Below are 22679 nucleotides of genomic sequence, written 5' to 3'. Positions count from 1 at the left end.
TTTAGCACACAAAACAAAACACATATAACATGAAATGAGCTTGCGAATTCCATGTGACCATTAAAAAACAATTAAACACACACACATGAAACCTAACCATTTATTCACCAGTCTGCTCGCAGTAACCGCCTTGTTGGTTACCTCCTGCGCAGCTCCTAAATTGGCAAAAAACAATGCCGTTCAGGACGACGTGTACAACACTACCGCCCAAGCTGTAGAGTACAAACAATCAACACCTGTGCAAAATGCACAAACCACAGAAAGTTCAGCTGATTATTATGGCAAAACGAATCCTGCGTACGAAATGGATTATTATTCTCGTATAGATAGATTTTACTATGGCAATCCGTGGAGAAACTATTATGATCCTTATTATAACTATTATGGTTATAGCAACTATTATAACCCGTATGGCTATTCAATAGGCTTATATGGTAACGGCTGGTATCTACCTAATTATCGTTCATATTATGGAGGTCTGTATTATAATCCTTACTGGGGTATCTATTCTAACTACAACTATTATGGAACCGGCTATTACGGTGGTTATGGCAGCGGCTATTATGGCGGTGGCTTTTACGGTAACGGAACCTACAATGGTAACTACGCTGCAAGACCTAGACGTGGTGGCGATAACGGAGTAGATAGAAATAGTGGTGCAGGATACACTCCTACAGGAGGTGGTTCAACTACTGGTATACCAACCAGATCAACAGGAGCCGGTACAGGCAATACTACTGTAACCAGAACCCGAGCTGAAAGTTATAATCCAAATGGTGGAGCTGTATCTAGCACATCAGGTTCATCTGGTAGTTCAGCAGGCAGACCAACCCGATCATCAGACGCACCAAGTCAATCAAGACCAACCCGTAGTGATAACGATGCCCCTTCTAGACCAACCTATACCCCACCAACACAAAGTTCAAGTGGTAGTAGTGGTAGCGGCAATAGCGGTGGTAGCAGCAGCAGTGGTGGAAGCAGTGGCGGCGGTGGCGGCAGACCAACAAGAGGTGGTGGCAGATAATCTAAATAACTCAACACACAGATGAAAAGACTTATATTAATGTTCGTGGTAGCTATAGTAGCTACCACTAGCAATACTTACGCTCAATACGCGAGCGATGCCCTTCGTTTTTCTCAAACCAATTATGGAAGTACTGCCCGATTTAAAGGTCTGGGAGGCGCTCAAATTGGTGTAGGTGGAGACATGAGCTCATTAACCGGTAACCCTGCAGGATTAGGCCTGTTTACCAAATCAGAATTTAGCGTAACTCCAGAATTTGATTACAATGATTCTCAGGCAAGTTATCTGGGACAGAGTGGAAATACCACCAAAGGACAATTAAACGTCAACCAGATTGGGGCCGTGCTTTTTACTCCTGTATACAAACAGAAAGGGCAAGACACCAAAAAAGGACTTATTAGTGGTGTTTTTGGAATTGGTTATGCCCGCAATAACGATTATAGCATGGAATCGAATTATTTTGGCACTAACAATAAAACATCCATTGCTGATTATTTTGCTCAATTGGCGGGTAAAAGCACCCCAAATAATTTGGGGGATGGAAGTTTGGAGAGAATGGCCTATGACAATTATTTGATTAGCTACGATAATGTAGCTGGCAATTATTTCCCAGAAACTTTTGCAGATGCAACCACACCCAACCAGCAATATAAAAATGAAATAAGGTCTGGTTCAGTCTCTGAATTTAGTTTTTCTGGTGCTGCCAATATTTCGAACAAGATTTATTTAGGGTTAAGCGTTGGCTTAATTGATGTTAAATACAATAGCGACGCACAGTATACCGAAACGGGGAGAGCCAGAGAATATACTAGTGCTGGAGTGTTAACAGGAAATAACATCAATTATAACCTGAAATTTAACCAAAACCAAACCACCAGAGGATCGGGTGTAAATGGCAAGTTAGGAATAATTTTCAGACCTGTTGATAACCTTAGATTAGGGGCAACTGTACAAACTCCAACATGGTTCGTTATTGATGATAGTTATTCTGAAGGAATAGATAATACTGGAACCCTTAGAGGAACAAATGGTAACCAAACCTATGATTTTACCTATAAATTGCGTACGCCGTTAAAGGGTTCATTTGGGGCAAGCTATATTATCGCGGGTACCGCTATTATCTCGGCAGATATTGATTATATCGATTATTCAAATGCTAGGATAACAGCAAGCGCAGGTTTTGCCGATCCAACAACCATTAACAATACTAATACCTCTATTAGATCAAATTATCAAGGTGCAGTAAATTATAGAATAGGCGCAGAGTATAAAATTGATAAACTTAACCTTAGAGCAGGTTATGGAAACAATGGTAGTCCTTATAAAACGGATACCAATAATACTTTCGACACTAAAACCTATAGTGGCGGTATTGGATATAGGGTAAGCAACTATTATTTCGATCTAGCTTACCAACATTTACAGGTAAGCAATACTACTAGTCCGTACACTTTAAATAATTTAACCGAGCCAGTTGCATCAATAAAAAATGTTAAAGACAATTTTTTCCTAACGTTTGGATTAAGGTTCTAAGCATAGAACACAAAGCAGAAGAAAGCCCTAAAATTATTGTTTTAGGGCTTTCCTTTATAAACAGACTATAGACTATCGACTATGGACTATGGACTCTTCTACCTCTTTCCCACAATCACCTTTGTCATGGCATCCCAATTAAGGTAAACATTAGCCGCCCCTTTAATTTCTTCTGGACTGATGCTTTTAACAGTGTTGATATAAGTGGTATAATAATCATAGCTTAATCCTGCAAAATAGATGTTCTTAAATTTATCTGCATGTGAGAAAGCATTTTCTAAACTCCCCAATAGCGAGCCCAGCATATAATTACGTACCAGATCCAGCTCTTGCTCGCTTACCAAAGTGGTTTTAAGCAAATTAATTTCTTTTTCAATTTCTTGCATTGCGCTGTTACAAACCGTTGTTCCAACCTCTGTTGCGATAAAAAAATAACCAGCATCTTTTAGCGATGCCACGCCCGAGCCAATTCCATAAGTATATCCCTTATCTTCCCTAATGTTGTTCATTAATCTTGAGCCAAAATACCCTCCTAAAACACAATTCAAAATCTGTAATGAAGGAAAATCAGGATGTTTTCGGGTTATGCTTAAATTACCCATTCTTAATGCTGATTGTACTGCATCGGCTTTTTCGATATAAAGTTCACTTCCTGCAACTGGAGCAAAATCAAAATGATTAATGGTAGCAGCCTCATTGTTTTCCCAATTCTTTCCAAAAAACTGATTCAGCAGATCAAACTCGTTAGCACCAAATTTACCTGCTGCAATAATTGTACAGTTAGCTGGTGTAAAAGCCGCACTAAAATAGGTTACCAAATCATCCCTCTGGATTTGATCATAATCTTCAAGGGAAATATCAGACCCGTAAGCGGTATCTCCAAAAATGGAATTAGCAAAGGTTTTACGTGCCAGGAAGTCATTTTTTTGAAGGTTAACCCTTAGTTTCTGTTTTTGGTTCTGAATAAAAAGATCAAGTTCGTGTTGTGGAAAGGTACTTTCATTTAGAATTGACCAAACGATAGGTAGTACCGAAGCTAAATGTTTGTTTAAACTGTACAGCGTAACGGTAATTTGATCTGCAGCATATTCTGTTTGCAAAAATGCCCCATAATAATCTATCTGCTCGGCAATTTCTTTCGCAGATAGTTTTTTGGTTCCATTGTTTATAAGGTTGTTTACCGTGATGGCCTGTAATTGCTTGTTTGCATTCCAGTTTACGTTTTCAAAAATGAATTCTATCCGAACCAATTCCTGTTCTCCTGCATTTACAGTAAAAACCTTAATGCCATTGGTTAAATGTTGCGCTTTTGGGGCAATAAAATGGATTTGGTTCACCTGTCTAAACTCGGGGGCGATAGATCGATTAAGCATTGGCTAAATAATATAAAGTTGATGATTTTTCTTTTACAAAAGTGGTAGCAGCAGCATTCATAATCTGCTCAGCGGTAATTTGCAGATAGCTATCTATTTCAGTATTCAACAATTGTGCATCTCCAAGGAGTTCATAGTACGCTAAATTCATGGCTTTATCCAATAAGCTCATTTCGGCAAATACCATAATTGATTCTGACTTATGTTTCACTTTAGTAAGTTCAATCTCACTCACCAATGTTCGAGACATTTTATCCAGTTCTTTCCAAATAGCAGTTTCGGCCGCTGCCATCTCAATTCCTGCAACCAATTTACCTTCAACAATAAATAGGCCTTCGTCTATGCTGCTGGAGAGGTAGGCATTGATATCGCTAAACAATTGCTGCTCTTTTAGCAAGCTATTGTATAATCGGGATGATTGGCCCTGGGAAAGAATGTCTGACATCAGATCATAAACTTGATAGGTTGGATCCATGCGAGATGGCATTTTAAAAGCGATGTAAATGGCATTTAACGGTACATTAGCATTTACTGTAAGCTGTCTGGCCACTGTTTGCGGAAGCTCTTGGGGCAAATTCCTTGTATATTTTTCTCCTGATGGAATGGGTTCAAACCATTTTTCGGCCAATTTTTTAACCTCATCAGTTTTAATGTTACCACCAATTACCAAAATGGCGTTTAATGGATTGTAATGCTTTTTAAAAAATGCTTTTACATCTTCCATTTTCGCATTTTCAATCTGCGATAGATCCTGCCCTATAGTGGCCCATTGATAAGGGTGCGTTTGATAGGCCAATGGGCGTAATTTTAACCAAACATCGCCATATGGCTGACTGAGATAACGTTGTTTAAACTCTTCTATAACCACATTGCGTTGAGTTTCTAAGCTTTTTGCAGAAAAGGCCAAGCTTAACATGCGGTCGCTCTCTAACCAAAATGCGGTTTCTATGTTCTCTGCCGGTAAAGTGATATAATAATTGGTAATGTCGTTGCTGGTAAAAGCATTATTCTCTCCGCCCACACGCTGCAAAGGCTCATCGTAATTTGGAACATTGATTGAGCCTCCAAACATCAAATGCTCAAATAAATGTGCAAAACCTGTTCTTCCGCGCTCCTCATCCCGTGCACCAACGTCATATAAAATATTTAGAACCGCCATCGGTGTGGTTGGGTCTTCATGAACCAGAACCCTTAATCCGTTAGCGAGCGTAAAACGATTGAAATTTACCATTGTTATTTTTTAGAGCCGCTAAGATAGAAAAAGGTAAGATGGAAAATGGAAAATGGAAGATGAAAAATGCAAATTGAGGACGTAGGAAAGTCGAATAATTGTAATTTATTAATGAATGATATGTTTGTTGCCCGACCATTTTCCGTCATCCATCTTACATCATACATTTTTATTTATCTTTGCGTATGGATACCTCCGAACTATTACAACGTGCTTTAAATTTCGACTTTTTAACCAAGGAAGAGGGCGTTTTTTTATATCACAATGCCACGACATCAGAATTGGCATATGTAGCAAACGAACTGCGTAAGATCCAGGTACCCAGTGGTAAAGTTACCTGGCAGATAGACCGTAACGTAAATACCACCAATGTATGCATTGCTAACTGTAAATTCTGTAATTTCTTTCGTAGACCTGGTCATGATGAAAGCTACATTACGGATATCGAAACCTATAAAATAAAGATAGAAGAAACTTTTCGTTTGGGAGGCGACCAGCTTTTGTTACAAGGCGGGCATCATCCCGATTTGGGATTGAGCTTTTATGCCAATTTATTTAAAGAACTTAAAGAACTATATCCTGATTTAAAACTCCATGCCCTTGGTCCGCCAGAGATTGCCCATGTGGCTAAACTGGAAGGGATTTCGCATACGGAGGTGCTAAGGGAACTAAAAGCAAATGGTATGGATTCTTTACCAGGTGCGGGAGCAGAAATTTTGAACGACCGGGTACGCCGATTGATCTCTAAAGGAAAATGCGGGGGTCAAGAGTGGCTTGACGTTATGCGGGCTGCCCACCAATTGGATATTACCACCTCAGCAACCATGATGTTTGGGCATGTAGAGACCATTGAAGAACGATTTGAACATTTAGTATGGATTAGGGAGGTGCAGAGCGAAAAACCAACACATGCAAAAGGGTTCTTGGCGTTTATTCCTTGGCCTTTTCAGGATGATGGGACATTATTAAAACGATTGCGTGGCATTAGCAATAACGTTACGGGCGATGAGTATGTGAAAATGTTGGCGTTGAGCAGAATAATGCTACCCAATGTTAAAAATATTCAGGCAAGTTGGCTTACTGTAGGGAAGGCTGTAGCACAACTCTGCTTACATGCGGGAGCGAATGACTTTGGATCAATTATGATCGAAGAAAACGTGGTTTCGGCAGCTGGTGCTCCCCATCGCTTTACAGCAAAGGGTATCCAAGATGCGATAAGGGAAGCCGGATTTGAACCACAATTACGTGGGCAACAATATAACTACCGTGATTTACCTGCCCAATTAGAAGAACAGGTGATCACCTATTAGATTTACTCATCCGATCGATCAGTTAAGTCATCGGATGAGTGCCAATGATTTTATGGGGCCTCGCTCCTACACTGCCGAAATATAAATTCGGTGAGGTGAAAGTAACGAATGTTAAAGGTTATCCTCCTTATCAGGAATAGTTATTCATCGGATAACTTAAGTCATCCGATGAATAAAAAAGGGAAGAAAGCATAAAGCCCTCTTCCCCAAACTTAAACTATCAAAATTCAACTACAATTTAAAACCTGTTTTAATAAACTGATTGGCGATTGCCACAACTTCTGCTTTGGTTAAGGCTTCATCAAAAGATTCAGCAGCAATAGTTTGGGTAACATTAGTAAAGCCATTAATGCCCACAACATTTATTGTAGCTTGAGTGGTAGTATTTTCGCGTACATACGAAGCATCAACTTGGGGTACGCCTGTATCATTACCGTTTGCTGTATAGGCAATCCATGGTTTTAAACCAGATGCGCCAGTTACGTTTGCGGCAACCATTTGGCGTATATGCGAAGCATGTCTGCCCTCTACCGAGTGGATCTGCAATGCTGCAGTTAATACCGCATTTCCTTTTAGCACAGTTGCTTGACCTTTATAGGCTCTTACGCCGGTATCTTCAAAAGCTAAGGCCACTTTTAAGAAAGTTTGGTAATTAGTGAATACGTCAGCGAAAGTGCCTCCAGCGGTAAAATCAAAATTAGCCTCAACTAAATCTGTTCTATTTGCACCAGCACCCTTTAGCGTGGCTACGTGTGATGCTTCGTGTCCCCTAATGGTTGCGATTGCTCCTGTAGCCGCGCCAGCTGGAATTAAACCAGTTGTATTAAGCGCTTTATTATAAAAATTATATTCTAAAAACTCTAATGATAATGCAAAATTCAATACATCAGTGATAGCTGCTGGAGTACTTTGTCCGTATGCTTTTTGAAAAACTGAACCTAATGCCAATGGTAGAGAAGCTAACGCAACTTTTTTACCCATGTTAAAAAAGTCTTTCATTGCCGCTCTTCTCGGGTTTAATCTTTCATAGATCTCACCGTCTACTTTTTCTATTTCGTCTAATATGTTTACGATATTCATGATTTCTAATTTTAAAGATTAAAGATTAATAACACTAATTGGTGTAGTTATATATTTGCTAGCCATTGCTAAAACTTTATCAGGAGTTAAAGCTCCATCTAAACCGGCAGCTGCATTTGCACCAAGGCCATTAGCAGCAAGCTCGCTTAAATCAGCAAACGAGCCATTTGAAATCACATCACGGATATAGGCCGCGTGGCGTGCTTCTACAGAAACAATCTGACCCGCGATAACTATATAAGCATCAGTTTTTAAGCGAACACCTGCACCATTGTATGCAGCAACACCTAAATCTTCAAAAGATTTTGCGGCTGCTAAAACACTTGTACGATCACTAAAATTAATTGAAGAGAAATCTACCGCGAGACTTCCTATGGCTGCTGTTCCCAATGCATTTTTAAAAAATTCGCGGTGGGCAACCTCATGATAGGTAATGTCAGTAAAGAATGCTTTTTCTCCCGCCGTGAAGGTTGTTGGGAATGCACTAGCCACTTTAAGGTAAAACGCAGCTTCTAATTGCTCTAAAGCATAAGCATAATTTAAAACGCCAAAGTCGTCTTTAAAATCTAATGTTGCACCATTAAAAGCTGGCGCGCTCCTATCTTTTCTACAACCTGCGGCGGTTAGTGCTACAACGGCTGCCCCAGCACCAGCATATTGTAAGAAAGAACGGCGCTGTAATCTCGCTCCCAAAATGCTTTCGTCTATAAGCACATCCTGGTTTTGTTCGTTTAAATTTTCCATAAGAAATGATTTTAATTTAAGGTTAGTTTAAGGTATTGTTACTTCATCTACGAGGCTATTTCGATTTCGGTTTTTGTTTCCAAATAAATTTTCTATTACCTCCAATTTTTGATAAATTGAGCCACATAAAAATCCTATGCTGTGCTAAACGCAATAATTGTTGATGATGAAGAGTTTGCCCGTTCATCGCTATATTTTCTCTTGCAAGAAAATTGCGACAACGTAAACATTATTGGTATAGCAAAATCTGTGAACGATGCTCGTGCACTTTTAAGCATACACAGTGTAGATCTGATATTCTTGGATATTGCAATGCCAGGCGAAAATGGTTTCGAACTGATCCCTCAGGTGCAAGCTGCCAATGCAACTATTATTTTTACAACAGCTTATGATCAGTATGCCCTTAAGGCAATCAAAGCAAATGCACTTGATTACCTCTTAAAGCCAATAGATATAGAGGAACTAAAAGAAGCCGTAGATAAAGCCGATAAATACATTAAATTAAACAAGAGCAAAAACAATAGGAACGAAAGCCTTAAAAATTTAGCTGATGATCTAAACGATAAAGCTACGATCAAGAAAATAACGCTTCCTAGTGGACAAGGATACCGCTTAGTTGACATTGACGATATTATCCATATCGAAGCGGATAGTAACTACTCTGTTTTTCATTTAGTTAACCTCGAGAAAATTGCGATTTCTAAAATCTTGAAAGATTATGAAGAAATATTACCTGAAAACAGATTTGTACGCATCCATAAATCAAGTATCGTAAATCTCAAATATGTAAAAGAGTACAATTCCAAAAATGGCTTGCAGGTAATATTAAACAATGGAGAGGCAATTACCGTTTCTAGAAGGAGAACGAGCGATTTTTTCGAAAAGATTAAAACCTATACCAATTTACAAAGTGAGAATTAACTATCTATATCTATTATTTTGGTTGTCATCCCTAACTTTACCGGTTGCATTAAAAAGTGTCGCGCAAACTGCATATTTACCCCATTACACCACAAAAAATGGATTGCCAAGCAACAATTGTTACTACACGCTTCAAGATAAAAAAGGCTATATCTGGGTTGCTACAGATGCAGGCGTAAGCAGGTTTGATGGGACGATGTTCGAAAACTTTTCTGTAGACGATGGTTTGCCAGATAATCAGGTATTACAGCTTAGGGAAGATAGCAAGGGCAGAATTTGGTTTCTGTCGCTAAATGGGCAGTTAAGTTACTTTTACAATGGCAAAGTTTATAATCCAAGTAACGATAGCCAGTTAAAGCAACTTAATTTTAATGCCGTAATTGTATCCTTCTTTGAAGATAGTAAAGGCAGAATATGGTTTGGCACCAATAAGAATAGTATTGGGGTCTGGGATGGAAAATCATTGATCAAATATAGCTCGCCCATTATTGGAAAGCAATATGCCAATGCCTATATCCAGGAAGACAAACAGGGTAACATTTGGGCCTACAGTACAACGGCCGTATTTTTATACATCAAAAGTAATTTTGTTCTAATAGAGGATAAATATTTACCGTTATCGTACAAAACTTTAATCAATAGGAAAGATAAATCTACCTATTTCTTAAGCAGTGAAGGCCTGAATATCAAAACTGGTGCCTTTACCACATTGGTTTTGAAAATTAGCAAAGATCTATTGAGCAATAGCCCTGGTTATATCTATGTAGATAATAATCAGCTTTGGTTAAGCAATAATAGCGGCGTATATGTGATTGATTTTAACGGGAAAGTTAAACAATTGTTAAAGGATATAGATGTAAATCAGGTTATAAAAGACACCAATCAGAATATCTGGTTTACCACCAAGAATGGCATTTATAGACTACCGGATTCCAAAGAGCGCTTATATATTTTTAACAAGGATAACGGGCTAGGATCTAATGTGGTTAAAAGTATCGTCAAAGATGAATCAGAGAGACTTTGGCTTGGATTGGATCGTAACATCAATCTTCTTAACCTACACGATAAGAAAACTAAGGAGGTTATAATTCCGGACAGAAAAAAGTACAATATCATAAAGCAATTGGTGTTAGACAGGAAAAACCAGCGTGTGTATTTTGCATCTGATTATGGGGTTGGATCGCTCTCTGCTAATTACCCCATCCAATCGGGCATCACCTATCTAAAAGAAGCGAATAATTCTGTTTTTGTCGTAAAGAATTTCAGCATAGACACCAGTAGTAAATTAGCCCTAGCGCTATCTTCAGGTGTGGTGATTATTAATGATAGGGTTAAAAAGTTTGAGTTTTCTTCGTTAGACTACAAAGAAAAAGAAAGCTACTTTAAGGATAGGTCTTATAGTGTCTATTTTGATCATAACCAAAACCTTTGGCTTGCCAATATTTATGGATTATCCGAGTTTGTTAATGGCCAGCTCCATAAGCATTACGAAAAAGCACCTTTATTAACCAAAAGGATAAATGACATAAAGCAATTGCCCAATGGGTTAATGGCACTAGCCACTGATGGTTATGGAATCCTGATTTTCAGCAAAGATAAACTGGTGCAACAAATCAGCATCAAGCAGGGGCTAAACAACAATATTATTAATAGGCTATTTGTTAAGGGCAATTACTTATGGGCCATTAGCAATACGGGGGTTAATAGAATAGAAACAACCAACAATAAGTTTACGATCAACTCTTTTGATTATGCCAACGAACTTTTGTCTGATGACCTAAATGATCTGTACATTGATAAGGACACGGCCTATTTTGCAACCAATAACGGGCTCGTTTATTTTGCGCATAATCAAATATCACAATCTATTAAAGCCCCCAAAATTTATATTTCTTCGGTCATCAGCAATAAACAGGTTTTAGATTTAAGTTCATCAAATTTCGTCCTCAAAGCCAACGAACGGAATATCATCTTTAACTATAGCGCAATTGATTTTAAAAATCGTAAAATAGTATATAGGTATCGATTAAAAGACGACGAAAATTGGTCGGAAACCAAAAATCGAAGGCTTGAGCTTTCATCGCTCGAACCAGGTAGCTATTGTTTTGAGGTGAGCGCTAAAAGTCAGAACAGCCAATGGAGCACGCCTGCAAAAATTAATTTTGTACTCGAAAAGCACTTCTGGCAAACCTGGTGGTTTTTAATTATGATGCTGGCTATTGGCGCTTACCTATTATATATTATTACTGTCCGTATTACTAAAAGGCAAAAAAATAAAGAACAAGAACAGTTATTGCTTAAAAATAAAATTCTAATGCTAGAACAACAGGCTCTACAGGCGATGATGAACCCACATTTTGTATTTAACGTAATGAATTCTATACAGCATTACATCAATACACAAAATACATCATCGGCCAATAAGGTGCTAACGGGTTTCGCAAAGCTGATTAGAAAGAATCTAGAAATCTGTACAAAAAGCTATATTAATTTGGAAGAAGAAATAGATTACCTTAATCTTTATTTAAACCTCGAAAAAAACAGGTTTGGAGAAAAATTTATTTATCACATTCACATAGACAAGGAAATAGATAAAGAGGAAACCCTAATTCCATCGATGTTATTACAACCTTATATAGAAAACGCTATCTGGCATGGCATTATGCCGATAGAAGAAGGAGGAATTCTAGAGATCAATATCATTCAAAAAGATGAAGATTACCTATGGATAAAAATTATTGATAACGGTGTAGGGATAAAGAATTCATTAACCAATAAAAAAAGCGGACACCAGAGCAAAGGGATGAATCTTACGCAAGAAAGGATTAATTTATTGAATAGAATTGAAGCAAAACCAATACAACTGTTTGTAGAACAGAACGGAAATAGTGGAACAACGGTCACAATTTTAGTCCCTTTAAATTAATTTTTACCGTTTACTCAATTATTACTACCACTTACTAAATATCATACCTATCATCAGTCCATTAGCATTAAACTTGTTATAAGATATTAAACAAACATTTATTGTTTGACAGAACGTTCTTATAGGATTGACAAAAGATATTTTTTAACCTAACCTAAAACTATATCTCAATTCAGGTTTCATTTGTGTGTTAAAAGCGTCCCAATAATATTGAGACGCTTTTTTTTTGGTAAAAATTTTAAAAAAAAGTTTTAGAAAAAATCTTTTTATTCTAATTTTGGTATTAATAAACAATCTTTATAACGGGTTCTTTCTATTCGAAGAATTTTTGTAATTTAGAGTATCGTTTAAACTTTCCTACTATTAATTTTTGTGTTATGAAATCGCCAAAAAAACCGACCCAGAAAAACCCAGTAAGCAAGCCGCTATCAAAAAAAGAATCTGATGAGGATGAAGACGATGATATCCAAGACGAAGAAACCTTAGACGAGGACGAAGTAGATGACTTCGATGTGCCATTGGATGACTTAGATACTTTCGAAAGTTTTGATGACGATGATGACGATGAAGATGATAGATATTAATCGAATTACATACAAATGAATATAAAAAAGCATCCTTTTATAGGGTGCTTTTTATTTTAATATATCCCCTAAATGAATATTTTTCCTGTTGAAAGCAGAGCAAGCAAAAGAGATTTTTTAAACGTTGTACAACTCATCTATTCGGGAGATCGTAACTGGATCCGGCCGCTAGATCAGGATATTGAGAAGGTTTTTGATCCAGAAAAGAATGCTTTTTTTAAACATGGCGAATGCACAAGGTGGATATTAAATGACGATAGCGGGAAAACCATTGGTCGCGTAGCTGCCTTTGTGAACGAAAAAAAAGCCTATACGTATGCTCTTCCTACAGGAGGAATGGGGTTTTTCGAATGTATTAATAACAAGGATGCTGCATTTTTATTATTTGATACCGCCAAGAACTGGCTACTTTCTAAAGGAATGAAGGCTATGGAAGGACCCATTAACTTCGGAGAAAATGATACCTTTTGGGGATTGTTGGTCGAAGGTTTTACCCCTCCCTCTTATGGTATGAACTACCATCTACCGTATTATCATCAGTTATTTACTGATTATGGTTTTGAAACGGCCTATGAACAGTTAACTAATCATATTGACATTACCATCCCCTTTCCTGCCAGGTTTACAAAGATAGCAAACTGGGTGGCAGCTAAACCTGATTATACTTTCGAACACTTTAAAAAAAGCAACGCTGATAAGTACATCAACGATCTTATGGAGATCTATAATGACGGATGGCAGGATTTTGAGAATTTTGTTCCCATAAAAAAAGAAACACTGAAAGAAAGTTTCAGGCAAATGGAAGTGATCATGGACGAAAATCTCATTTTATTTGCCTACGCCAATGGAGAACCTGCGTCATTTGTGGTTGTTATCCCGGATGCAAACCAAATGATAAAAGGCCTGAACGGGAAGTTAGGGATAATAGAAAAGCTTAAATTCGCCTATAAACGATGGATTGGTGTAAAAAGAATGCGCGCTATTGTAATGGGAACTAAAACTTCGTTCCAAAAACTGGGATTAGAATCTGCCCTATTTATAAAATTGGGAGAATATGTGCTTCCAAAAAACCAGTATGTAGAACTAGAGCTTTCTTGGGTTGGAGATTTTAATGATAAGATGATCGCCATTCATCAAGCCACAGGCGCAACTTTTGGTAAGAGACATTTAACAATGAGGAAGAGTTTTTAATAATTATTCTATTTAGGCTCAATTTATTTTCTATTCCCCTTTAAAGCCTTTACCACGTTGCAAATAATTTAATCTGATAGCTTACACTACTATCTGTGTTCATCACTCTTATCTGTGGTTCCTGCAATTTATCTTTAACTATACACCTTAGTTGCATAAATAAATCACGAAAATAAATCAGCCACAGATTAAAGCTGATTAATTAATCTTAAATCTGTGGCCATAAATTTAGGTCTTACTGCAAGCAGGTTGAAAATTTAGGGGATAATTGCTAACTTTACTGACCTTACATTTTCATTCTAATGAATTTATCTCCACTTCAAGCAATTTCCCCAGTTGATGGTCGCTATAGAAAAACTACTTCAAAACTTGCCGACTATTTTTCTGAATCTGCACTGATTAAATTTAGGATATTTATAGAAATCGAATATTTTATTGCCCTTTGTGAAGCGAAAATTCCTGGATTAGAGGGTTTTGATCAAAATCTCTACCCAAAATTGAAAAACATCTATCAAAATTTCAATGATTCGGATGCACAACAGGTAAAAGACACGGAGAGTATTACCAATCATGACGTTAAAGCTGTCGAATATTTTATCAAAACCAAGTTTGACGAACTTAATCTTCAACCATACAAAGAATTCATTCATTTTGGATTAACATCTCAAGACATAAACAACACTGCAATACCACTTTCATTTAAACAAGCATTAACCGAAAGTTACTATCCAGCTATTGAAGAGTTAATCGAAAAAATTAATTCCCTAGCAAAAGAATGGGCAGATGTTCCTTTGTTGGCTCATACACATGGTCAGCCTGCTTCACCTACCAAATTGGGAAAAGAGTTCATGGTATTTGCTGAGCGGTTAAATATTCAGTTGCAGACCTTAAAAAATATTCCTAACAGCGCAAAATTTGGGGGTGCAACAGGAAATTTCAATGCCCATCATATTGCTTATCCTAGTGTAAACTGGGTTGATTTTTCAAACAACTTTGTAAATCAGGTATTGGGTTTAAGCAGGGCACAATATACCACTCAAATAGAGCATTACGATCAATTTGCAGCACAATGTGATGCCTTAAAACGGATTAACACTATTATCATAGACCTTGACCGGGATATATGGTCGTATATTTCAAAGAATTACTTTAAACAAAAAATTAAAGAGGGAGAGGTTGGTTCATCGGCCATGCCACACAAAGTAAATCCAATAGATTTTGAAAATGCAGAAGGAAACGCGGGAATTGCCAATGCATTATTTGAGTTTTTTGCTGCAAAGCTACCTATATCTCGACTTCAAAGAGACTTAACAGACTCTACCGTTCTTCGCAATATTGGCGTGCCAATGGCACATACACTAATCTGCATTAGTTCTACATTAAAAGGTCTGCATAAAATTATCCTAAATAATGAAGCAATCGCTGCTGATTTAGAAAACAACTGGGCTGTAGTTGCCGAAGCTATTCAAACCGTTTTAAGAAGAGAGGCCTACCCCAATCCATACGAAGCATTAAAAGCTTTAACCAGAACCAATCAAAAAATTACAGCACAAACTATGGCGGTATTTATTGATGAACTCGATGTGAACGACACCATTAAAGCAGAATTAAAGCAGATTACACCCTTTAATTATACGGGGGTGTTTTAGCGCTAGGCGCATGGCGATAAGCGTATGAAAACGCTATGCGCTCTCCAAAAAGCGCTCCAACATATGACCTAAATCAGACGGTAGATGAAGTTTGAATTAATTATTTTTGTAGTATAAAATTAAAGTCATGACTATTAACGTATATACTGAGCAAACGCCGAATCCTGCTACCATGAAGTTTATGGTTAATAAACTTTTGATTAACGGTAGTGAAGATTTTGCAACAAGGGAAAGTGCAGAAAATTCGCCTTTTGCTAAAGAGTTGTTCAAATTTAACTTTGTAAGTGGTGTATTTTTTGCGAGTAACTTTGTAACCATCACAAAAACAGAGGATGCCGAGTGGCCTGATATAGAAGCTATTTTAAAGGAGTTTGTTAAAGGTGCGGTTGAATCAGAACTTAAAATTAAAGATAATACCTCAGAAGAAATTCCAGCTTTCGAAGGTTCTGACCTAGAAATCAAAATCCAACAGATCTTACATGATTATGTGCGCCCCGCTGTTGAGCAAGATGGTGGTGCGATTAGCTATAAATCTTTTGATGAAGGTATAGTAACCGTAGAGTTAAGAGGTTCATGTAGTGGCTGTCCGTCTTCTACAATAACCCTTAAATCAGGGATCCAAAACTTATTACAACGCATGGTACCAGAGGTGAAAGAAGTGATTTCTGAAGCTTTGTAGGCGATATTTCATCGGATGGCTTGAAGCTAGAACTCATCGGATGACCTGAAGCTAGAACTCATCGGATGACCTGAAGCTAGAACTCATCGGATGACTTTCAGTCATCCGATGAGTTGCTAAAAATACTTTTTAATCGTATCCAAAATTTCATCGGTAACCAAGCCATTGGTTGCCAGGATTTCTCTTTTTTCGATAAAATCATCACCACCACTAAAGTTCATTACTTTTCCTCCGGCCTGTTGGACCAAGTAGGCACCTGCAGCTATATCATATGAGTTGAGGTTATATTCGAAATAGGCCTCGAATCGGCCGCAGGCCACATACGCCAAATCTACTGCCGCCGAACCAATTCTTCTTAAGCCATGGCATTTTTGCATCATTTCGGTGAAAAGTTGGATGTACTGCTGCTGTTTTTCGAATTGGTAATAAGGAAATCCAGTGGCCAGTAAACTTTGGGACAGATTAACAGCTTTTGAAACCTTGATTTCCTTGTTGTTCAAATAAGCGGCGCCACCTTTATATGTATAAAACATCTCCCCTCTATTAATTTCGTAAACCACACCAATAACTGGTTTATCATCCTCATATAGGGCAATACTTACAGAATAGGTAGGGATTCCATGAATAAAATTTGTAGTGCCATCTAACGGATCGATAATCCAGGTATAGGTTTTTCCTAAGATATTTTCGGTTTCTTCCTCAGTAATAAAGCCAGCTTCAGGCAATAACTTGGATAAATTTTTAACCAGTTGCTTTTCCGCATTTTTATCCACGTAAGAAACAAGATCATTTAAGCCTTTATATTCTATAGACTTTACTTCAAAGGACATAGCTTCCTTACGGATAAAATTACCCGTTAATCGGGTCACCGCCACTACTTTCGCACATAACAACTCGTAATTCATCTCAATTATCTTATTTCCTTATAGTAAAAGTAATCCTACAATCCTTTTATCTTACAATCTTTTATTCTTAGAATCCTTTAATCCTAGTCTTCTTAGCGCTCCTAGTCCTCCTAGTAATTTGCTAATTTTTCCTTGTTCTTAATTGAATAGGCCACCAAACACCATCCTCCAAAAAAGAGTATTGCCGAAATCAGCTCGGCTTGTGTAAAGGAAAATCCACCAATTGTACCCAATTTACTATTAACCCTAATCAGTTCAATACAAAAACGTTCTATGCCATTTAAAATCATGTAGATCCCGAACATCACGCCGGGGATATTTATGCGTTTGCGGATTTTCCATAGTACTAAGAACAGAATGAAGGCCAAGATCACCTCATAAATAGGGGTTGGATAAACCGGCTGGCTTAACTCGTTGCAATATTTGCCCACACAATTTGCAATTCTATTACCTGCATCCTCAGTGGCAACATTATTAGGATAGGTATAAGCCCACAACCAATCTGGCAACCAGGTAAAGGGCTTCGGATTTAAATTAGGTATTCCCCAATCTCCATCACCTGCTAGATGACATCCTATCCTACCCACACTATAGGCTAACATCATACCGGGCCCACCCACATCTAGCATATGCAAAATCTTAATTCCATTTTTATGGGCGATATATAACACAGCAGCACCCCCACAAATCAGTCCGCCATAAAAAGTTAAACCAGTAAAGGCAAATAAACCCCCTAGAGGATCTTTTACGAACGTATCCCAATGTTCTAGATTATCAAATATCTTAGCCCCTAAAAAGCCCCAAATAGCTGCCCATACCACCAAACTACTCATGATTTCGTAGGGATGAACAGTAACTTGAACTTGTTTTGGCTTAGGTAATTTTTGTTTATTCTTATCGTAATAGCTCCAATAGGCAAACCCTGCAGCAAAGATAATCCCTGCAAATAGGTTTCCTTTAGACGAAAGCAAAACCCCTTGTTGATCATCTACAAAAGCGTAGTAGTTAAGGGCCACGTACACCAATTTATACCCGATAAGAAAACCGAAAAATGCATTAGAAACCAACTCCAATACTGATATCGGCTCGCCTATGGTGATCATTCTTTTGGTAGGATGAAGAAGGCCCAGTGCCTCTTTGCGCTTTAGTTCTTTTGTAAATGCCCAATAGGCTGCTACAAAAGCAAGTGCAACAAAAACACCGAAAGTATTAAAAGGAAGAGGTATTTTGATACCAAAAAGGTACTCAAGAAAGTGCGAAACGGTTGGAAACATACAAGAATTTGTTTTGACGAAGATAGGAAAGATTTTAATTAACTAATATGCTAATTAGCTAATTTATAGGCTTGCCTTCCTAATAATTTCCACTCTCCACTTTGTTTTTGCCAGACCAATAAAATCCCTAAATGTACTTCTCCAGGTTTGCCTCCATCATTGGTTTTGGCATGTAGTTCGTGCCTAACCAGTGCGGTTTTCCCTGTAATAGTTAAGGTTTGATTTTTTAGTTCAATGGTTACGAAATCTGATTTTCCACTAGCAATGGATTCTACAAAAGCTGCTTTATCTTCTAGTTTACCACTGCTATGCCCATAACTCAAGTTGGTAGCGGCAATGTTTTCTAAAGCTGTTCTATCCCCGCTTATCATCGCTGATCGCATTTTTTCTACAGCTGCCCATACCTCTTTTTCGGCTTTTGTTTGCGCTTTAACCATAAGTTGGGTTATTGATAACAAGAGAAATAAACTAATTTTTTTCATCATTTTATGTTTAGTCGAATGGATGAACAAGATAAGATTTACAATTGGACTTTTTATAAAAGAAAACACCGATTAAGATGATTTTGGGCCTGTATAATCCTCTTCAACCTGTGGTAAAAAATTTCGCCCTACAACCTCTTACATCCCCTATCTTATTCTTACCCAATCAAAATCTGCGTAGCCTGAATCGTTTGTTTGTTGATCCCTTACACAGAATATGCCTACTTTTGCGCCAATCCATTTTCCCGGTTCTGCCACAAAATCTTCCTTAACATTGATAAAATTATTGCCGTCTAAACTATAACTAAACTGACAAACCGCCCCACTTGAAATTGTTACTCGCAAATATATTTCCTTTTGAGAAATTTTCGTTAATAACTCCTCCTTTTCCCTAGTGCCTTTATCTGCATTTTTACAGGTTGAATACGCTATATAAACGCCATCTTTTTTACTTTTTACCGCAATAGTTGCATAGCTCAGTCCAGCAATAATCAGCCCTGCTTTTTCATTCTCCAATTTTAGATTTGGGGTAAAAGTTAACTTAGTGGTTGCGCTAAATTTCTCCGTAGGAAACTTTTGCAGTAATAAATTAGGGACATCCCAGTAATTTTTAGCACTATCAGGCATTTTTACTGAGTACAACCTTAGAGTACCATTTGCGGGGTTTAAAAAAGACCAAGTTTCGTTTGGATTTGCTTGCCACTGCCACTGCAAACCTACTATTTTACTGTTAAATTCATCACCTGCTGCCGGAGATGCAAGGGCTGTGGCTTTCGGTACTTGTGGTTTTTTATAAATTAAAACTGGTTCTCCTGTACCATCCCCATCTGCATCCACTCCGATAACTGGCCAATTGTTAATCCATTTCATGGGCTGTAAATGCACGACCCTACCGTATGCACCCTTATCCTGAAAATGCAAAAACCAATTTTCGCCCTGAGCAGTATTTACCCATGCGCCCTGATGGGGGCCATTTATGCTAGATTTTCCTTGATCCATTACTACTTTCCTTTCGTAGGGTCCGTACACGTTTTTAGAGCGCAATACCAGTTGCCATCCTGTTGAAACCCCTCCAGCGGGTGCGAAAATGTAGTAAAATCCATTTCGTTTATAAAATTTAGGTCCTTCTATGGTTGGATCCAATTCATGTCCATCGTATACCAGTTTTCCTTCATCGATAATCTTATCTCCAACGGGATTCATCTTTTTAACAACTATAACGCTTTTTATTCCTGCTCTACTTCCTGCATATGCATGTACAAGATAAGCCCTACCGTCGTCGTCCCATAGTGGGCAAGGATCTATCAATCCTTTTCCGGCTTCAACTAGGATCGGTTCAGACCAATCGCCTGCCGGGTTTTTCGTTTTGGTAAGATAAATTCCGAAATCAGGATCGGGATAATAGATATAAAATTCGTTGTTATGAAAACGAATTGCCGGGGCCCAAACCCCATTTCCGTGTTGCGTTTTGGAAAAATGTTCAAATGGTGGCTGTTTTTTTAAGGCATGGCCGATAATGTTCCAATTTACGAGGTCTTTTGAGTGTAAAATAGGCAAACCTGGAACAGCATCAAAACTTGAAGAAACGAGGTAAAAATCATCTCCAACCCGTATCACATCAGGATCTGAATAATCGGCATCGATTACCGGATTTTTGTATTTTCCATTGCCTAAATCGGGCTGCCATACTCCAGAAACTTGGGCAAAAACAGCAGTTGATGCAAAGAAAAATAAAATGAAGAATTTAATTTTCATGAGTTAGTATTCATTATTTGGAAGGGATCCAACTTATGTTGCCTCTAAATATATTTTCCAAGGTATATTGCTTGGCCTCTTTTTTGGTTAATTGTTTGGACCATTCCACTCTACTATCTTTTACAAAACCTGGGCCCCTTGATCCATATTCTGCATAAAAAGTTGTTTTATGGTTTTCATTCTGGTTCCATACATGCCATCCCTCTGGTAAAATATGGCTGCCCATTTCAGTATTTATCCAAACTGTTTTGGCATAAGGTCTCCATGGTCTGCCGAGATATACTTTTTGAGCGGTCGCATCAGCAATTAACTTACAGTTTAAAAAGACAAAACCATAGGGCTGTGCCTGCGTAGTTGAAGCGGCAGTAATGTAAGAATTCTTTTTACTTTGAATTACGCAATGTTCAAAGACTACGGTTGCAGCACCAAAAATAAAATCGGTTGTACCTTCAATGTAACAATCAACATAATATTGCCGGCTGGTATCGGCTGATGGAAATAAAGTATCCTGATTACCTACTATTCTGCAATTTTTGATCACCACCCTATCAGCGGTAACGTGTAGCGCAACCGCTTGGCCAACTGCTCCTGCGGCATTTTCGAAAGTTAAATTCTCCGACCTAAAATCATTTCCCTGTATTAGCGCAGTATAGGAAGTGTAGGTATTAATTCCGTTTTTTCCCGAATAATCATCATAAGTGATGATAGTTTGGTTTTTATCTTCTCCAATTAAAGAAATTCGTGATTTTTGTGCCGGAACAACTAGCTTCTCCTTATACACTCCATTTTTAATGTAGATAGGCACCTGTACTTCCGACCAATCCCTCACTGCATTTACCGCTTCTTGAATTGTTTTAAAATCCCCGCTTCCATCTTTTGCAACTGTAAAAGAGGTTGGAAAAGTTTGTACTTGTGCAACAGCAGCAAATGTTATGAAGGTTAAAAAAAAAGCAAAGATTAATTTCATATTTCAGTTGTTTGTGGGAATGGGAAATAAGTAGTAGCTAGCAGTATTCACGCCCTATTTTCTATTTTCTATTCCCTCTCTCGGATTCCAGTCTTTAAAAATTTTATCCAAGGTATATTCTTGTACGGTTATATCACTGAGCTGATGCGACCAGCTAGCCCGTGCATTTGGATTTGCCCCAGGGCCAACGTTTTTATATTCGGCATAATATGCTGTTTTTTCATTGCTTTCTTTGCCCCAATTGTCCCATCCAGCAGCTTTAATCATCTTACCTAAGTTGCAATTGATAAATACGGCTTTACTGTAGGGGCGCCATGGTCTGCCTAAGAAATATGAATTCTCTGGTGCGTCTCCCCCTATCTTGCAGTTAATAAACACATAACCATACTTAGTGGTGTCGGGGGTTGATGCAGCAGTTATATAGCCCCCTTTTTTACAAAAAATCTCACAGTCTTCAAATACCGCTGTTGATGAGCCAAAGATAAAATCGACAGTTCCTTCGATATAGCATTTATAATAATATTGGCGACTTGCGTAGCCGTAAGTATATAGCGTATCCTGAAAGCCTAACATCCGGCAGTTTATAAACTTGGCTTTATCGCCAGCTACAAATAGTGCTACCGCTTGTCCAACTGGTCCAGATGTATTTTGAAAAGTGATATTCTCTGCGATAAATTGAGTACCATAGATGTAGCAACTAGATGAACCCGAGGTACCTTTATCCTCACCATAGACATTTTTCTTCTGGGCCCAATCATCATAACTCAAAATTGTTTTATCAACGCTTTCACCTATTATCTTAACTAAAGATTTAGAGTGCGAAAGATTTAATTTCTCTTTATAGGTTCCATTTTTTATAAAAATAGTGGTGGTAACTTTTCTAAAATCAGGTACAGCATTAAACGCTTCTTGTACGGTCTTGTAATTACCAGAGCCATCTTGAGCTACAATGATGTTGTAAGGCGATTGGCGTTTGGCGTTGAGCGTTTGAGGAAACAACATTCCAACAATCGAACAATAAAACAATATCAACAATGTAGCTTTCTTCATA

The 22679-nt window shown here is 37.9% G+C and carries 19 protein-coding genes; 9 read left to right on the top strand and 10 right to left on the bottom strand.

Annotated elements, in window-relative coordinates; genetic code table 11:
• Positions 1 to 85: 85 nt before the first annotated feature.
• On the top strand, positions 86 to 1024 hold the full coding sequence (locus AC6H0V_RS03285; protein WP_497562282.1) for a hypothetical protein: 939 nt from the start codon (positions 86 to 88) through the stop codon (positions 1022 to 1024).
• Between the two features lie 21 nt (positions 1025 to 1045).
• Positions 1046 to 2557, top strand: coding sequence for an OmpP1/FadL family transporter (locus AC6H0V_RS03280; protein ID WP_497562281.1), 1512 nt, complete (start codon positions 1046 to 1048; stop codon positions 2555 to 2557).
• Positions 2558 to 2655: 98 nt separating this feature from the next.
• Here AC6H0V_RS03280 and AC6H0V_RS03275 read toward each other — a convergent pair whose 3' ends face one another.
• Both AC6H0V_RS03275 and AC6H0V_RS03270 read right to left on the bottom strand, forming a co-directional pair.
• Positions 2656 to 3930, bottom strand: a complete 1275-nt coding sequence (locus tag AC6H0V_RS03275; protein WP_497562280.1) for a M16 family metallopeptidase — start codon at positions 3928 to 3930, stop codon at positions 2656 to 2658.
• Entirely contained in the window at positions 3923 to 5161 is a 1239-nt protein-coding gene (locus AC6H0V_RS03270) for a M16 family metallopeptidase (RefSeq protein ID WP_497562279.1), read from the bottom strand. Before AC6H0V_RS03270 ends, AC6H0V_RS03275 begins: the two co-directional genes overlap by 8 nt.
• A 185-nt stretch (positions 5162 to 5346) precedes the next feature.
• Here AC6H0V_RS03270 and AC6H0V_RS03265 point away from each other — a divergent pair, with 185 nt between their 5' ends.
• Positions 5347 to 6471 carry a CofH family radical SAM protein gene (locus tag AC6H0V_RS03265; RefSeq protein ID WP_497562278.1) on the top strand — a complete coding sequence of 375 codons (1125 nt, stop codon included), beginning with the start codon at positions 5347 to 5349 and terminating at the stop codon, positions 6469 to 6471.
• Positions 6472 to 6702: 231 nt separating this feature from the next.
• On the opposite strand, the gene AC6H0V_RS03260 is transcribed toward AC6H0V_RS03265, so the two are convergent.
• Both AC6H0V_RS03260 and AC6H0V_RS03255 read right to left on the bottom strand, forming a co-directional pair.
• Positions 6703 to 7551: a ferritin-like domain-containing protein gene (locus tag AC6H0V_RS03260; protein ID WP_497562277.1), complete on the bottom strand. Its 849-nt coding sequence runs from the start codon at positions 7549 to 7551 to the stop codon at positions 6703 to 6705.
• 18 nt (positions 7552 to 7569) lie between these two features.
• Positions 7570 to 8295 (bottom strand): ferritin-like domain-containing protein, encoded by a 726-nt coding sequence (locus AC6H0V_RS03255; RefSeq protein ID WP_497562276.1) that lies wholly within the window; start codon positions 8293 to 8295, stop codon positions 7570 to 7572.
• Positions 8296 to 8436: 141 nt separating this feature from the next.
• Here AC6H0V_RS03255 and AC6H0V_RS03250 point away from each other — a divergent pair, with 141 nt between their 5' ends.
• The 6 genes from AC6H0V_RS03250 (at position 8437) to AC6H0V_RS03225 (ending at position 16245) form a co-directional block, all read left to right on the top strand.
• The gene (locus AC6H0V_RS03250; protein WP_497562275.1) at positions 8437 to 9216 is read left to right on the top strand and encodes a LytR/AlgR family response regulator transcription factor; all 780 of its coding nucleotides are present in this window, start codon (positions 8437 to 8439) and stop codon (positions 9214 to 9216) included.
• The gene (locus AC6H0V_RS03245) at positions 9206 to 12142 is read left to right on the top strand and encodes a sensor histidine kinase (RefSeq protein ID WP_497562274.1); all 2937 of its coding nucleotides are present in this window, start codon (positions 9206 to 9208) and stop codon (positions 12140 to 12142) included. Before AC6H0V_RS03250 ends, AC6H0V_RS03245 begins: the two co-directional genes overlap by 11 nt.
• Before the next feature lie 377 nt (positions 12143 to 12519).
• The gene (locus AC6H0V_RS03240; RefSeq protein ID WP_497562273.1) at positions 12520 to 12726 is read left to right on the top strand and encodes a hypothetical protein; all 207 of its coding nucleotides are present in this window, start codon (positions 12520 to 12522) and stop codon (positions 12724 to 12726) included.
• A 72-nt stretch (positions 12727 to 12798) separates the two neighbouring features.
• Positions 12799 to 13917 (top strand): GNAT family N-acetyltransferase, encoded by a 1119-nt coding sequence (locus AC6H0V_RS03235; RefSeq protein ID WP_497562272.1) that lies wholly within the window; start codon positions 12799 to 12801, stop codon positions 13915 to 13917.
• A gap of 302 nt (positions 13918 to 14219) precedes the next feature.
• On the top strand, positions 14220 to 15566 hold the full coding sequence (purB, locus tag AC6H0V_RS03230; protein ID WP_497562271.1) for an adenylosuccinate lyase: 1347 nt from the start codon (positions 14220 to 14222) through the stop codon (positions 15564 to 15566).
• 127 nt (positions 15567 to 15693) lie between these two features.
• Positions 15694 to 16245: a NifU family protein gene (locus tag AC6H0V_RS03225; RefSeq protein WP_497562270.1), complete on the top strand. Its 552-nt coding sequence runs from the start codon at positions 15694 to 15696 to the stop codon at positions 16243 to 16245.
• A gap of 116 nt (positions 16246 to 16361) precedes the next feature.
• Here AC6H0V_RS03225 and AC6H0V_RS03220 read toward each other — a convergent pair whose 3' ends face one another.
• The 6 genes from AC6H0V_RS03220 to AC6H0V_RS03195 all read right to left on the bottom strand — a co-directional run bounded on the left by AC6H0V_RS03220 (position 16362) and on the right by AC6H0V_RS03195 (position 22678).
• Complete coding sequence (locus AC6H0V_RS03220) at positions 16362 to 17150, bottom strand: inositol monophosphatase family protein (RefSeq protein WP_497562269.1); 789 nt, start codon at positions 17148 to 17150, stop codon at positions 16362 to 16364.
• A 110-nt stretch (positions 17151 to 17260) separates the two neighbouring features.
• Entirely contained in the window at positions 17261 to 18424 is a 1164-nt protein-coding gene (locus AC6H0V_RS03215) for a prolipoprotein diacylglyceryl transferase (RefSeq protein ID WP_497562268.1), read from the bottom strand.
• 50 nt (positions 18425 to 18474) lie between these two features.
• Positions 18475 to 18909: a nuclear transport factor 2 family protein gene (locus AC6H0V_RS03210; RefSeq protein WP_497562267.1), complete on the bottom strand. Its 435-nt coding sequence runs from the start codon at positions 18907 to 18909 to the stop codon at positions 18475 to 18477.
• Between the two features lie 144 nt (positions 18910 to 19053).
• Positions 19054 to 20661, bottom strand: a complete 1608-nt coding sequence (locus tag AC6H0V_RS03205; protein WP_497562266.1) for a glycoside hydrolase family 43 protein — start codon at positions 20659 to 20661, stop codon at positions 19054 to 19056.
• Positions 20662 to 20674: 13 nt separating this feature from the next.
• Entirely contained in the window at positions 20675 to 21628 is a 954-nt protein-coding gene (locus AC6H0V_RS03200; protein WP_497562265.1) for a pectinesterase family protein, read from the bottom strand.
• Between the two features lie 54 nt (positions 21629 to 21682).
• On the bottom strand, positions 21683 to 22678 hold the full coding sequence (locus AC6H0V_RS03195) for a pectinesterase family protein (RefSeq protein ID WP_497562264.1): 996 nt from the start codon (positions 22676 to 22678) through the stop codon (positions 21683 to 21685).
• Position 22679 lies beyond the last annotated feature (1 nt).

Source organism: Pedobacter sp. NO84, assembly GCF_059703915.1.
This window is presented reverse-complemented; position numbering and strand designations above follow the sequence as displayed.

What these genes read in the sequence shown, in the direction of transcription:
- AC6H0V_RS03195 (WP_497562264.1), bottom strand. Translation starts at nt 22,678, where the DNA reads ATGAAGAAAGCTACATTGTTGATATTGTTTTATTGTTCGATTGTTGGA.
- AC6H0V_RS03240 (WP_497562273.1), top strand. Translation starts at nt 12,520, where the DNA reads ATGAAATCGCCAAAAAAACCGACCCAGAAAAACCCAGTAAGCAAGCCG.
- AC6H0V_RS03280 (WP_497562281.1), top strand. Translation starts at nt 1,046, where the DNA reads ATGAAAAGACTTATATTAATGTTCGTGGTAGCTATAGTAGCTACCACT.
- AC6H0V_RS03270 (WP_497562279.1), bottom strand. Translation starts at nt 5,161, where the DNA reads ATGGTAAATTTCAATCGTTTTACGCTCGCTAACGGATTAAGGGTTCTG.
- AC6H0V_RS03235 (WP_497562272.1), top strand. Translation starts at nt 12,799, where the DNA reads ATGAATATTTTTCCTGTTGAAAGCAGAGCAAGCAAAAGAGATTTTTTA.
- AC6H0V_RS03225 (WP_497562270.1), top strand. Translation starts at nt 15,694, where the DNA reads ATGACTATTAACGTATATACTGAGCAAACGCCGAATCCTGCTACCATG.
- AC6H0V_RS03275 (WP_497562280.1), bottom strand. Translation starts at nt 3,930, where the DNA reads ATGCTTAATCGATCTATCGCCCCCGAGTTTAGACAGGTGAACCAAATC.
- AC6H0V_RS03215 (WP_497562268.1), bottom strand. Translation starts at nt 18,424, where the DNA reads ATGTTTCCAACCGTTTCGCACTTTCTTGAGTACCTTTTTGGTATCAAA.
- AC6H0V_RS03210 (WP_497562267.1), bottom strand. Translation starts at nt 18,909, where the DNA reads ATGATGAAAAAAATTAGTTTATTTCTCTTGTTATCAATAACCCAACTT.
- AC6H0V_RS03205 (WP_497562266.1), bottom strand. Translation starts at nt 20,661, where the DNA reads ATGAAAATTAAATTCTTCATTTTATTTTTCTTTGCATCAACTGCTGTT.
- AC6H0V_RS03285 (WP_497562282.1), top strand. Translation starts at nt 86, where the DNA reads ATGAAACCTAACCATTTATTCACCAGTCTGCTCGCAGTAACCGCCTTG.
- AC6H0V_RS03265 (WP_497562278.1), top strand. Translation starts at nt 5,347, where the DNA reads ATGGATACCTCCGAACTATTACAACGTGCTTTAAATTTCGACTTTTTA.
- AC6H0V_RS03220 (WP_497562269.1), bottom strand. Translation starts at nt 17,150, where the DNA reads ATGAATTACGAGTTGTTATGTGCGAAAGTAGTGGCGGTGACCCGATTA.
- AC6H0V_RS03260 (WP_497562277.1), bottom strand. Translation starts at nt 7,551, where the DNA reads ATGAATATCGTAAACATATTAGACGAAATAGAAAAAGTAGACGGTGAG.
- AC6H0V_RS03255 (WP_497562276.1), bottom strand. Translation starts at nt 8,295, where the DNA reads ATGGAAAATTTAAACGAACAAAACCAGGATGTGCTTATAGACGAAAGC.
- AC6H0V_RS03200 (WP_497562265.1), bottom strand. Translation starts at nt 21,628, where the DNA reads ATGAAATTAATCTTTGCTTTTTTTTTAACCTTCATAACATTTGCTGCT.
- purB (WP_497562271.1), top strand. Translation starts at nt 14,220, where the DNA reads ATGAATTTATCTCCACTTCAAGCAATTTCCCCAGTTGATGGTCGCTAT.